The following is a 12,337-nucleotide window of genomic DNA, read 5'->3' on the forward strand; positions in this document are numbered from 1 at the left end:
TTACAGCGCCATCTGGCGGCTGATCTCCGCAGGATCGAGGTTGGCGCGGTCGCAGGCATATTTCACCGCGCCGCGATCCATCACAGCAAAATTGTCGCCGAGCTCGCAGGCAAAGTCGAGATATTGTTCGACCAGAACGATCGCGATGTTGCCGAGGCTACGCAGGTAAGAGATGGCGCGGCCGATGTCCTTGATGATCGAGGGCTGAATGCCTTCGGTCGGCTCGTCCAGCAGCAACAATTTCGGCCGCATCACCAGGGCGCGACCGATTGCCAATTGTTGTTGTTGCCCGCCGGAGAGGTCGCCGCCGCGTCGGCCCAGCATCGTGTTCAGCACCGGAAACAGCGAGAACACGTCGTCGGGGATATGGCGGTCCTCGCGCTTGAGCGGGCCAAAACCGGTCTTGAGATTTTCCTCCACCGTCAGCAGCGGAAAGATCTCGCGGCCCTGCGGCACGAAGCCGATGCCGCGCCGGGCGCGTTCGTAAGGTTTCAGGCCGGTGATGTCGTTGCCATCGAGCATGATCGACCCGCCCGCGATTGGGTACTGGCCGACCATCGCGCGGAGCAGCGAGGTCTTGCCGACGCCGTTGCGGCCGAGCACGCACGTGACCTTGCCCGGCTCCGCCGACAGCGAGACGCCGCGCAGGGCTTGGGCTGCGCCGTAGTAAAGGCTGATATTGTCGACCTTCAGCATGGATCAGCGCCCCAGATACACTTCGATCACCCGCTCATTCGACGAGACCTGATCGATGGTCCCCTCCGCCAGCACCGTGCCTTCATGCAAACAGGTGACCTTGACACCGAGTTCGCGGACGAAGGTCATGTCGTGCTCGACGACCATGACCGTCTTTTCCTTGTTGATTTCCTTGAGCAGCTCCGCGGTCTGATGCGTCTCGACGTCGGTCATCCCGGCGACCGGCTCGTCGACCAGCAGAAGTTTTGGATCCTGCGCCAGCAGCATGCCGATCTCGAGCCACTGCTTCTGGCCGTGCGACAGGCTTCCGGCCAATCTGTTGCGCGCGTCGGTCAGGCGGATGGTTTCCAGCACGCGGTCGATCCGTTCGGATTCGTCCCTGCTGCCGCGCCAGAACAGCGTGCCTTTCACGCTGTGATCGACATTCAGCGCCAACAACAGATTGTCCTCGATGGTCTGGCTCTCGAACACCGTCGGCTTCTGGAATTTTCGGCCAATGCCGAGTTCGGCAATGCGGGTCTCATCAAGCCGCGTCAGGTCGGTCATGCCGTCGAACAGCACCGTGCCCTCGTCCGGCTTGGTCTTGCCGGTGATGATGTCCATCATCGTGGTCTTGCCGGCGCCGTTCGGGCCGATGATGGCGCGCATCTCGCCGGGCTCGAGCGTCAGCGACAGATTGTTGATGGCGTGAAAGCCGTCGAACGAGACGTGCACGCCGTCGAGATAGAGCAGCGCGGAAGTGGTCCTTCCCTCCATGACACTCATGCGCTCACTCCGCCGGCTTCGGTTCGCCGACGCCGTCTTCGAGATCGGCGCTTTCGGCGTTGGCAGTCACTTGTTTGGCTTTCCGTCCCTCCCACCATGCGTTGAAGGTGCCGATGATCCCCTTCGGCAGCAGCAGCGTCACCAGGATGAACAGCGCGCCCAGCATGAACAGCCAGTACGGCGCCAGCGGACCCGACGTGAAGACAGTCTTCGCGTAGTTGACGACGACGGCGCCGAGCGCAGCACCGACCAGCGTGCCGCGGCCGCCGACCGCGACCCAGATCACAGCCTCGATCGAATTGCCCGGGGCGAATTCGCCGGGATTGATGATGCCGACCTGCGGGACATAGAGCGCGCCGGCAACGCCGGCCATGCAGGCCGACAGCGTGAACACGAACAGCTTGTAGGATTCCACGCGATAGCCGAGGAAGCGCGTGCGGGATTCGGCGTCGCGGATCGCGATCAGGACCTTGCCGAGTTTCGAGGTCACCACCGCCCGGCAGATCAGGAAGGCCAGGATCAGCGCGAGGCAGCTCAGCGCAAACAATGCGGCGCGGGTGCCGTCGGCCTGGACATTGAAGCCGAGAATATCCTTGAAGTCGGTCAGGCCGTTGTTGCCGCCAAAACCGAAATCGTTGCGGAAGAACGCGAGCAACAGCGCGTAGGTCATCGCCTGCGTGATGATCGAGAGGTAGACGCCGGTGACGCGGGAGCGGAAGGCCAGCCAGCCAAAGCAGAACGCCAAGAGGCCCGGCACCACCAGCACCATCAAGGCCGCGAACCAGAACATGTCGAACCCGTACCAGTACCACGGCAGGCTTGGATAGTTCAGGAACACCATGAAGTCGGGCAATATCGGATTGCCGTAGACGCCGCGGCTGCCGATCTGGCGCATCAGGTACATGCCCATCGCGTAGCCGCCGAGCGCGAAGAACGCGCCATGGCCGAGCGAGAGAATGCCGCAATAGCCCCAGATCAAATCGATCGAGAGCGCGAGAATGGCGTAGCAGGCGTATTTGCCAAACAGCGCGACCAGATAGGTCGGCACCTGGAACATCGAGCCCGCCGGCAGCAACAGGTTGGACAGCGGGATCAGCACGCCGAGGGCTGCGACGACGACGAGGAAGATGGTGGCGCTGCGATCGAGCGAACGCGTCAGAACGTGCGGCGTCATGCTTCCACCGCCCGGCCCTTGAGCGCGAACAGGCCGCGCGGCCGTTTCTGGATGAAAAGGATGATCAGCACCAGAATGGCGATCTTGCCGAGGACGGCGCCCGCCACCGGCTCCAGGAACTTGTTGGCAATGCCGAGCGTGAACGCGCCGACCAGCGTGCCCCAGAGATTGCCGACGCCGCCGAACACCACGACCATGAAGCTGTCGATGATGTAGCTCTGGCCGAGATTGGGGCTGACATTGTCGATCTGCGACAGCGCCACGCCGGCGATGCCGGCAATCCCGGAGCCGAGGCCGAAGGTCAGCGCATCGACGCGCGAGGTGGCGATCCCCATCGAAGCCGCCATGCGGCGATTTTGAGTGACCGCGCGCATCTCGAGCCCGAGCGCCGTGTAGCGCAGCATGGCGAGCAGAATGACGAACACCGCTAACGTAAAGCAGAGGATCCAGAGCCGGTTATAGGTGATGGTGATCTGCCCGAGTTCGAACGCGCCGCTCATCCAGGAGGGATTGCCGACTTCGCGATTGGTGGGACCGAACATGGTGCGCACGGCCTGCTGCAGCACCAGCGAAAGCCCCCAGGTCGCGAGCAGCGTCTCCAGCGGGCGGCCATAGAGAAAGCGGATGATGCCGCGCTCGATCAGGACGCCGATCGCGCCGGCCACGAGGAAAGCCAACGGCACTGCGATCAGCAGCGAATAATCGAACAGGCCGGGATAGCGGGTGCGGATGACTTCCTGCACCACGAAGGTGGTGTAAGCGCCGATCATCACCATCTCGCCATGGGCCATGTTGATGACGCCCATGACGCCGAAGGTGATCGCAAGGCCGATCGCTGCCAGCAGCAGCACCGAGCCCAGCGACAGGCCGTACCAGGCGTTCTGCACCATCGACCACATCGCCAGATTGCTCTGGATCGAGGCGATCGCGCTGGCCGCGGCGCGCGCGACATTGGGCGGCACGTCGCTGCCGAGGCCGGTCAACAGCGCCATCGCTTCCTGGTCGCCCCGCGCCTTGACGATTGCGACGGCTTCCAGCTTTTCGACCTCGGTTGCATCGGCCTTGTAGAGCAGGATGGCAGCGCGGGCCTCGGTGAAGGCCGCCTTGGCGCCCTTGTTGGTTTCCTTGGCGAGCGCGCCATCGATCACGGCAAGCGCGCTCTCCTCATGGCTCTTGAAGACCGACTGCGCGGCCGCGATGCGCTTGGCGGGATCGGGCGACAATAGCGTCAGGCCGCCGAGGGCTGCCTCCACGGCGCGGCGCAGGCGGTTGTTGAGACGGACGGCGGCGGCATTGTCAGGCAGCTTGTCGACGGCGGCGCCGGTGGCGGCATCGATGATCTTGCCGTCGCCCCCCGTTACGAAAACCTTCTTGGTATCCGGATCGGCCGACAGCCGGCCTTCCTGCAGCGCGCTGATGATGGGAAAGGCCAGCGGATTGCCAGAGGTAGCGACCGCGCCGATCGCTTCATCAGTGTCGGAAAAATCGTCATTGGCGAATTTGGCGACCGCATCCTCGAACGGGCCCGCCAGCGCCGGCACGACGAAGGCTGCAGTCAACAGGATCGCGAGCAAAACCGCGCGAAAACGGTCAAGGAAATTGGCAGACACAATACGACCCCGGCAGGAGTGTGGGGAGAAGGCGGCGGCACCGCCGCCTTCTCCTTGCTTGTAGTTCGAGTTCTCTTGGAAGTTTTTGTTTCAGGAGGTGATCAGGAGCCCTGACCGCCGCACTTGTTGGTCTTGGTGTTGTAGTTGCCGCACTTCTTGCCTACCCAGTCGCCGATCAGGTCCTTGGAGCCATCGAGCTCCTTCGACCATGCATCGCCCGCGACCAGACCCGGGGTCTTCCACACCACGTCGAACTGGCCGTTGGCTTTGATTTCGCCAATGAACACCGGCTTGGTGATGTGATGGTTCGGAAGCATCTTGGAGGTGCCGCCGGTCAGGTTCTTGGCTTCGATGCCCGGGAGAGCGTCGATCACCTTGTCGGCGTCGGTCGACTTCACCTTCTCGACCGCCTTGACCCACATTTCGAAGCCGATGACGTGTGCTTCCATCGGGTCGTTGGTCACGCGCTTCGGATTCTTGGTGTAGGCCTGCCAGGCCTTGATGAACTTCTCGTTGGCCGGGTCCTTGATCGACTGGAAGTAGTTCCAGGCGGCGAGATGGCCGAGCAGCGGCTTGGTGTCGATGCCGGCGAGTTCTTCTTCACCGACCGAGAACGCGACAACCGGAATGTCGGTCGCCTTGATGCCCTGGTTGCCGAGCTCCTTGTAGAAGGGAACGTTGGCGTCGCCGTTGATGGTGGAGACCACGGCGGTCTTCTTGCCGGCCGAGCCGAACTTCTTGATGTCGGCCACGATCGTCTGCCAGTCGCTATGACCGAACGGCGTGTAGTTGATCATGATGTCTTCCTGCTTGACGCCCTTCGACTTCAAGTAGGCTTCCAGAATCTTGTTGGTGGTGCGCGGATAGACGTAGTCGGTGCCGGCCAGCACCCAGCGCTTCACCTTCTCGTCCTTCATCAGGTAGTTGACCGCGGGGATCGCCTGCTGGTTTGGCGCGGCACCGGTGTAGAACACGTTGCGCTCGGACTCTTCGCCCTCGTACTGCACGGGGTAGAACAGGATCGAGTTCAGCTCCTTGAATACCGGCAGCACGGACTTGCGCGACACCGAGGTCCAGCAGCCGAACACGACCGAGACCTTGTCCTTGGTGATCAGCTCACGCGCCTTTTCCGCAAACAGCGGCCAGTTCGAAGCGGGGTCGACGACGACGGCTTCAAGCTTCTTGCCGAGCACGCCGCCCTTCTTGTTCTGTTCGTCGATCAGGAAGAGAACGGTGTCCTTCAGCGTGGTTTCGCTGATGGCCATGGTGCCGGAAAGCGAGTGCAGGACGCCGACCTTGATGGTCTCCTGCGCCTTGGCGTTTGAAAATGCGGCCAGGCCCAAAACCAGGCCGGCGGTCGCCGCCAGCCAGCGACGGCGGCTCATCGTCGATATATCGTGAGTCAATTGAGTAAGCATGAGGTGTCATCTCCCTGACGCAGGCGTTAGACGCTGCGAACGGCCCCACGGCCGCCTGCGTTAACGGAATCGCAAGAACCATGCCATCGGCCGAAAATGGGGTAAGCCCATATAATCGCTTTGAAATTCCGATCGCGCGGAAACCAGCGGCGGGAAATTCGCCTATTTTTTAGACTGAGGAAATGTATGCTTTGGCGGCAAACCATCTATTTTTTGTGCAAACGTCGCAATTTGGCTAAATTTCTTGCACGAATTTTGGTCGTTTGGATTTCTAACGGGCGCAACAGTTGCGTTCTAACCAACCGGGTTCCTTAACCGCGCGGACGATACGCGCGGAATTCACCTTGAAAGCGCCGCGCTTGTGCTCCATATGATCCTCGTGACCTAGAGAATCATCAGGTCCCTGCGAGCCGCGTGTTCTGAGCCCGTCCAACGGTTTCTGGCTTGCCCCTTTTCAGCTAGCACAACCGACGCCCCAAACACGCGGGTGTCTCAGACACACTCGCGCGCACCTGGCCATGGAAGCCGGGCGCCTGCCTTTTTTAATGGAAAGAACCCTCTTTTGACCTCCTTTCAGGATTTCGGCCTCGCCGATCCCATCTCGCGTGCACTCAAGGAAGAAAATTACCACACGCCCACGCCCATCCAGGCTCAGACCGTCCCCATCGCAATGACCGGCCGCGACGTCGTCGGCATCGCCCAGACCGGCACTGGCAAGACTGCAGCCTTTGCGCTGCCGATCCTGCACCGCATCCTGGAAAACCGCATCCGGCCGCAGCCCAAGACCTGCCGCGTGCTGGTGCTCTCGCCCACCCGTGAGCTGTCAGGCCAGATCCTCGACAGCTTCAACGCCTATGGCCGCCACATCCGCCTGAGCTCGGCGCTGGCGATCGGCGGCGTGCCGATGGGCCGTCAGGTCCGCTCGGTGATGCAGGGCGTCGAAGTCATGGTGGCGACCCCCGGCCGCCTGCTCGATCTCGTCCAGAGCAACGGGCTGAAGCTCGGCCAGGTCGAGTTCCTAGTGCTCGACGAAGCGGACCGAATGCTGGACATGGGCTTCATCAACGACATCCGCAAAATCGTCGGCAAGCTGCCGATCAAGCGGCAGACCCTGTTCTTCTCGGCCACCATGCCAAAGGACATCGCGGAACTCGCCGAAGCCATGCTGCGCGACCCCGCCCGGGTGGCGGTGACGCCGGTGGCCTCGACCGTCGAGCGCATCACCCAGCGCATCATCCAGGTCGATTTCTCGGCCAAGTCGGGCGTGCTGGCGCAGCTCCTCAAGCAGGAACCGGTCGACCGCGCGCTGATCTTTACCCGCACCAAGCACGGCGCCGACAAGGTGGTGAAGACGCTGGAGAAGGCCGGCATCTCAGCCAATGCCATTCACGGCAACAAGTCGCAGAACCACCGGGAGCGCGTGCTGGCGGCGTTCCGCACCGGCGAGATCCGCACCCTGGTCGCTACAGACATTGCCGCCCGCGGCATCGACGTCGACGGCATCAGCCATGTGGTGAATTTCGACCTGCCCAACATCCCGGAAACCTATGTCCACCGCATCGGCCGCACTGCGCGCGCCGGCGCCGAAGGCGTTGCGATCTCGCTGATCGCGGGCGCCGAGGAGATGGGCTATCTGCGCGACATCGAGCGGTTGATCCGCATCACGCTGCCGCGGGAAGACCGTCGCACACCCGGCAGCCGCGACGCCGCGCCGGCCCCCTCGCAGCGCCCTGCGCAGCACCGGGGCGGACGGTCCGCACCGCGCGCCCACACCGCCAGGTCCCAGGACTCAAGAGGACATGAATCCCGAGGTCACGAATCCCGGGGACATGAATCGGCACCGGGATCAAAAGGCCCTCGCCGTCCCCGCCGCGGTGGTGGTAATAATGCCGCGCCGCAGCCGAACCGGCACGAACAGCCGCGTCCGGCGCAACAGGCCGGCAAGAGCCAAGGCGGGAAAAGTGAGGGCATTCAGGGCGTCGCCTTCTTGCATCGCGAGAGCCGTCCGAATACTCAACCCAACCGTACCCACCGACCGCAGCGCTAGCCTCGATCGACCTGGAGACCACCATGGCTAAAGAAGAGCTGATCCAGTTCGAAGGACTGGTGACCGAAATCCTCCCCGACGCGCGCTACCGCGTGCAGCTCGACGCCGGACACGAGATTGTTGCCTACACCGCCGGCAAGATGAAGAAGAACCGGATCAAGACGCTGGCAGGCGATCGGGTCACGATCGAAATGTCGCCCTACGATCTGGAGAAGGGTCGCTTGATCTTCCGTCACAAGGACGAGCGTCCCAGTACCGGAGCCCCGCGGGGTGGGCCGCCACGCGGCGGTCAGTTCCGCCGCCGGTAAGTGTACCTGCAACGTTAGCGAAAACGCGCCCGATACGCCCATATCGCGCGCGGTCGCGGCCGGCTGGCCGGCCGAATCAAAAAATCGTGCACGTCAGGATTGTTTTGAACACTACTATCGAATAATATTGTTCATCGATTTTCGGCCGGACGACATTAGCTATCCACCGGTACAGCCGGTTTAGACGCTGACGACCCTTCCAAAAATTCGATCTCACCAGCCCATCGAAGGGTGGGCTACGACTTGTATATCTGAGAAGGGACTACCCCCGTGAGCATGGGAACCGTGAAGTGGTTTAACGCAACCAAGGGCTATGGCTTCATCCAGCCGGATGACGGCGGCAATGACGTGTTCGTGCACATCAGCGCTGTCGAGCGTGCCGGTCTTGGAACGCTGCGTGAAGGCCAGAAGATCTCCTACGAAATCGTGGCAGATCGTCGCTCTGGCAAATCTTCGGCCGACAATCTGCGCGCCGCCGGATAAGGGGTTTCCTCCGGCCTCGGCCGAGAAATCCCGTTCGAAATATAGAAAGGCCGCGCTGATGCGCGGCCTTTCTTATTCGGTCGATGCGAGCGATCTGGCTATCGACGACGAGCGCAGGCATTGCGCCTTCACGAAGCCCACGTAGTAAAGAGATCGTAACCGACCGCTCCTGAAATCGGTCACGTCCGAGATCTGCCTGTTTTTCGGCAACCGAATTAAGGGGCACTTAGGGAGGTTGCGGCTACGATCACGCGCTTTTGGATAGCCAGGGGGCGTACTCGTGCCATTCAGTCTTCAGCAGTGTCTTTCCCGTTTCCGCCGCGATCAACGCGGCAATGTCGCGGTAATTTTCACGATCGCGGCGATCCCCCTGATATCGGCCATTGGTTGTGCGGTGGATTACTCGCTCGCGACCCGAATGAAGGCCAAGCTGCAAACCGCGGCCGACGCCGCGAGCATTGCCGCGCTGTCGCAGAAGTCGCCCGGCTTTCTCGCGGCCTCGGTCATGACAGGCAACGGCTCGGTCGCCGCCGGCGTTACCGATGCCAACAATGTCTTTGACGCCAACATGAACGGGATCACCGGCTATCAAAATCTGGTTCGCAGCAGCACCGTTACGAAGACCGGAATCAAGCTGGCTGCCAGCGTCGTGTTCACGGCCGACGTATCGGTCACCTTCCTGAAAGTGATCGGATTTCAGAAACTGACGGTAACGGGCTCTTCAGGTTCGGCCGCCACCTTGCCGCCGTACCTCGATTTCTATCTGACGCTGGACGTCTCGGGGTCGATGGGCCTTGCGTCGACGGCCGCCGAGCAGACGCGGCTTGCCCAAGTCAACCCGGATAACTATCGCCAATATCCCACCGGCTGCGCCTTCGCCTGCCATTTTGCGCCGCAGAATAGCGCGTGCACCAATTCCGGGACCCAGGCATACCCAACGAACAACTACTGCATGGGCTATGCGATCTCGCGCGTCAGCCAAAGCGGATACAAGGGTCTGCTCACGACCACTACAATAAATGGGACTTATCCCGCAGGCAAGAAGCTCCCGGATGCGATGGTGCCCGGCTTGCCGAATTCGCTGTATACGGCCTTGCCGCCGGTTTCATCCTGCGACACCGACGGCACCAACGCCTGCATCCAATTGCGCGCCGACGCGGTCGGCTACGCCGTGAACCAATTGTTCATCACCGCGAACGCCTCCAAGAAGGTTACCGACCAGTTCCGGATTGGCCTCTACCCGTTCATTCGGTACCTCTACGCCTATTTTCCGCTGACCAGCGCCATCAACGGATCTCCCACCACCCCCGGCACCATCAACTACGCGGCCGCAAACCTTGCCACGCTGCTTGACACAAATATGAATGCAAACCTTGGCTCCGGCGGCACGCATATCGATAACGCGCTTGATTCGGTCAATAAAAAAATCGGCACCGGCGTCGGCACAGTCGGCGACGGCAGCACGCCGACCACCCCGCAGCCTTACGTCTTCCTCGTCACCGACGGCGCACAAGACAACCAGGTGAAAGGCCTCGGTGCCAGCGGAGGATGGTCCGGCAGCAACCGTGCCACCGTGCTAAACAACCCCATCAACCAGTACCCCAATGCCTGCAAGACGCTCAAGGACCGCGGCATCGTCGTTTCCGTGCTCTATATTCCCTATCAAAAGATCGATCCCGTGAATACGAGCTTTGCCAACAATGAAGGCACCTATGCCAACAACAACATCCCGTTTATTGCGCCCAGTCTTCAGGCTTGCGCGTCACCCGGCTTCTTCTACACTGCGAACACGCCCGCTGATATCACGGCTGCGCTGAACGCCATGTTCAACCACGCGCTGAGGACCGCGCATCTTACGAACTGACCTGGCAGAAGGGGCCGGCCATCAGCCTCCCAGTGGAGTTGTTCGGCCGGCAGGGCCTCGTCTTCAAAATCGGCCACGACTGCGGATGGCCTTGGTATGAGGCCAACGTTTTTTCTTAACGTTCTATTCCAGACGGCAAGGCGCCGCGAACGACCACGATGAGATTAAGGTTGTCCGTTCGGCCGCCAAGCAAGCGATAGATGCAGAAATTCCGGATTGCTGGCGCGCGCTTTAGACTAGATCCTGATCCGATCAAATCGAATCGGATCAGGATCCAATGTGAGCATAACCTCCGGGCAAACACTTCGCGTTCGTCCCGAGGGAAAACTGCTCCCCACTTTCCTGGATCATGCGCCAGCAGTTGAAGCCCCACGATGGCGTGGGCAGAGGCGCCGTGTGTCGATCAGTGGAGGGTTTGGACGCATCCGCACTGAATTGTAACGCTGCCCGTACCGGGCCGCTTTCGAATGCAGCGGATCAGGCCCGCCCTCACCAAAGCCTGAACCAATTTAACCTGCAAAACAGCGCCGCCCCTCCTCCAAGAGAAGGTCGCGCCGAACGCTACGAGTTGCGAAAGTTGTCCGGGACTTCTGTCGTTACAGCGTCGGACAGGAGTTGGCGGGCAGCCCGTTGTATTTAACGCAGAGCACCGTCCGCGGACGCGTGTAAGCGGTATCGTTGAAGGTAAGACCGGTCTTCGCCAGCATGTAACCAACGGCCGGCGTATACTTGTAGCTGACCTTGCTCCAGATCACATATGTCCCCTTGGCCACGACGAGAGCCGGCGGCAACACCACAACGTCACCCTGACCATGAGGCCCCGACGAGATCGTGACGTTGCCTGCCGTATCGATCGCCAACGCCTTGCTCCACTGAGCCCGAGCGGCCCCCGATACGCTATCGATGTAAACCTCCGTAATCGAGGATATCAACGGCGAAGTCGGGTAAGGTGTCATGATCGCCTTTGCCGTTTGACCGAAACTGATGAGATCGGCATCCGCCACGCTCGCCATCTGAGACGTCAGATCGGCAAGCGTTCGCGCCACCAGGGTGGCCTTGCGATCCGCAGAAATGGCCGACGAAAGCTCGACCACTCCGAAGAACATCACCACCATCATCGGAAAAATCATGGCAAATTCGACCGCCGCAAGTCCGCTGCGATCATCCAACAGACCGCGCACGCGAAGCGACATCTTCTGCATCGGGGATACCATCATCGTCTCACGGCTCTACATGAAAGGCGGCCGTCGCAGCCAGCAGCCGCTTGCTGCCGCTGAGATTTGCAATGTTGTAGCCGAACCGCGTCACGTATAGCGGCCATTGATAAAAGGCGCGAACGACGACGGTATTGGGCGAACCCGATGGCGGCAGAGAATACACGAAAGGTCCGGTCAGGCTTCCACTGACGATCGGATCGGTAATCGTGATAGCGGTGCCGGGGGAAAAGACCTTCACATCCAAACTAAGGTTACCCAGATTGCCTTGGCATTTGAACAACACCTTGATGCGATTGCAGAGATCCTGCTTGAACTCGGCTTCGGTCATGCTGCTGTCCTGGGCCTGATGCGTCATCATCAGCCGCGCGCTTTCTGCCGTTCCCAGTTCCAGAACCTGGCCTGCAAAAAACATAATCGCCGTCTCGAGAATCGCAAACAGTACGCCGAAGAACAACGGCGCGACCAGCGCGAACTCGACGGCGGCCGAGCCCTGTCGGTTGCGGCGAAATCGGCGCAATATATTTCTAACAGAGACTGTTGCAGCAGCGGGTGACGACATCGAAAATCCCCAGACGGCAGCGATTATCCGCCTGCAAGAACTACCTGAAAGTGATTGTGGAAGTGTTTCGTCGAATCGAGGCAGAGCGGCCCGGCCCGCTAACCGGGCGTTAACTGTCTTCGGAACGGGCCTCGTGCGGGCCGAGGTCGATTCGCAGACTGGATAATGTGCCGGACACGCCGACTGCAGTTTCGGT

At 61.1% G+C, this 12,337-nt stretch carries 11 protein-coding genes; 4 read left to right on the forward strand and 7 right to left on the reverse strand.

The window, feature by feature from the left end:
* From urtE to urtA, 5 genes are all read right to left on the reverse strand, one after another.
* Window positions 1-696 (reverse strand): urea ABC transporter ATP-binding subunit UrtE, encoded by a 696-nt coding sequence (gene urtE, locus KIP88_RS17810; RefSeq protein ID WP_214489229.1) that lies wholly within the window; start codon window positions 694-696, stop codon window positions 1-3.
* Window positions 697-699: 3 nt separating this feature from the next.
* Complete coding sequence (gene urtD, locus KIP88_RS17815; RefSeq protein WP_214489230.1) at window positions 700-1,461, reverse strand: urea ABC transporter ATP-binding protein UrtD; 762 nt, start codon at window positions 1,459-1,461, stop codon at window positions 700-702.
* 4 nt (window positions 1,462-1,465) lie between these two features.
* Window positions 1,466-2,635 (reverse strand): urea ABC transporter permease subunit UrtC, encoded by a 1,170-nt coding sequence (gene urtC, locus KIP88_RS17820; protein ID WP_214489231.1) that lies wholly within the window; start codon window positions 2,633-2,635, stop codon window positions 1,466-1,468.
* Window positions 2,632-4,209: an urea ABC transporter permease subunit UrtB gene (urtB, locus tag KIP88_RS17825; protein WP_249790860.1), complete on the reverse strand. Its 1,578-nt coding sequence runs from the start codon at window positions 4,207-4,209 to the stop codon at window positions 2,632-2,634. The genes urtC and urtB overlap by 4 nt, the downstream gene beginning before the upstream one ends.
* Window positions 4,210-4,346: 137 nt before the next feature.
* The gene (gene urtA / locus KIP88_RS17830; protein WP_214489233.1) at window positions 4,347-5,663 is read right to left on the reverse strand and encodes an urea ABC transporter substrate-binding protein; all 1,317 of its coding nucleotides are present in this window, start codon (window positions 5,661-5,663) and stop codon (window positions 4,347-4,349) included.
* Window positions 5,664-6,225: 562 nt separating this feature from the next.
* Between urtA and KIP88_RS17835 the strand changes: the two genes are divergently transcribed.
* The 4 genes from KIP88_RS17835 (at window position 6,226) to KIP88_RS17850 (ending at window position 10,365) form a co-directional block, all read left to right on the forward strand.
* Window positions 6,226-7,710: a DEAD/DEAH box helicase gene (locus KIP88_RS17835; RefSeq protein ID WP_214489234.1), complete on the forward strand. Its 1,485-nt coding sequence runs from the start codon at window positions 6,226-6,228 to the stop codon at window positions 7,708-7,710.
* 23 nt (window positions 7,711-7,733) lie between these two features.
* On the forward strand, window positions 7,734-8,018 hold the full coding sequence (gene infA / locus KIP88_RS17840; RefSeq protein ID WP_074819689.1) for a translation initiation factor IF-1: 285 nt from the start codon (window positions 7,734-7,736) through the stop codon (window positions 8,016-8,018).
* A 270-nt stretch (window positions 8,019-8,288) separates the two neighbouring features.
* Window positions 8,289-8,501, forward strand: a complete 213-nt coding sequence (locus KIP88_RS17845; protein ID WP_002714433.1) for a cold-shock protein — start codon at window positions 8,289-8,291, stop codon at window positions 8,499-8,501.
* A gap of 280 nt (window positions 8,502-8,781) precedes the next feature.
* On the forward strand, window positions 8,782-10,365 hold the full coding sequence (locus tag KIP88_RS17850) for a TadE/TadG family type IV pilus assembly protein (RefSeq protein WP_214489235.1): 1,584 nt from the start codon (window positions 8,782-8,784) through the stop codon (window positions 10,363-10,365).
* A 596-nt stretch (window positions 10,366-10,961) separates the two neighbouring features.
* Here the strand turns inward: KIP88_RS17850 and KIP88_RS17855 are convergent.
* Both KIP88_RS17855 and KIP88_RS17860 read right to left on the reverse strand, forming a co-directional pair.
* A complete protein-coding gene (locus tag KIP88_RS17855; RefSeq protein ID WP_308163591.1) occupies window positions 10,962-11,582 on the reverse strand; it encodes a pilus assembly protein in 621 nt (206 codons plus the stop codon).
* 4 nt (window positions 11,583-11,586) lie between these two features.
* Window positions 11,587-12,141, reverse strand: a complete 555-nt coding sequence (locus tag KIP88_RS17860) for a TadE/TadG family type IV pilus assembly protein (protein ID WP_214489236.1) — start codon at window positions 12,139-12,141, stop codon at window positions 11,587-11,589.
* Window positions 12,142-12,337 lie beyond the last annotated feature (196 nt).

Origin of the sequence: Bradyrhizobium sp. SRL28 (genome assembly GCF_018596315.1) — a bacterium.
Classification (GTDB): Bacteria; Pseudomonadota; Alphaproteobacteria; order Rhizobiales; family Xanthobacteraceae; genus Bradyrhizobium.

Coding starts and splice junctions, on each gene's coding strand:
- urtA (WP_214489233.1), bottom strand. CDS start 5,663: ATGCTTACTCAATTGACTCACGATATATCGACGATGAGCCGCCGTCGC.
- urtD (WP_214489230.1), bottom strand. CDS start 1,461: ATGAGTGTCATGGAGGGAAGGACCACTTCCGCGCTGCTCTATCTCGAC.
- infA (WP_074819689.1), top strand. CDS start 7,734: ATGGCTAAAGAAGAGCTGATCCAGTTCGAAGGACTGGTGACCGAAATC.
- urtE (WP_214489229.1), bottom strand. CDS start 696: ATGCTGAAGGTCGACAATATCAGCCTTTACTACGGCGCAGCCCAAGCC.
- urtC (WP_214489231.1), bottom strand. CDS start 2,635: ATGACGCCGCACGTTCTGACGCGTTCGCTCGATCGCAGCGCCACCATC.
- KIP88_RS17855 (WP_308163591.1), bottom strand. CDS start 11,582: ATGATGGTATCCCCGATGCAGAAGATGTCGCTTCGCGTGCGCGGTCTG.
- KIP88_RS17860 (WP_214489236.1), bottom strand. CDS start 12,141: ATGTCGTCACCCGCTGCTGCAACAGTCTCTGTTAGAAATATATTGCGC.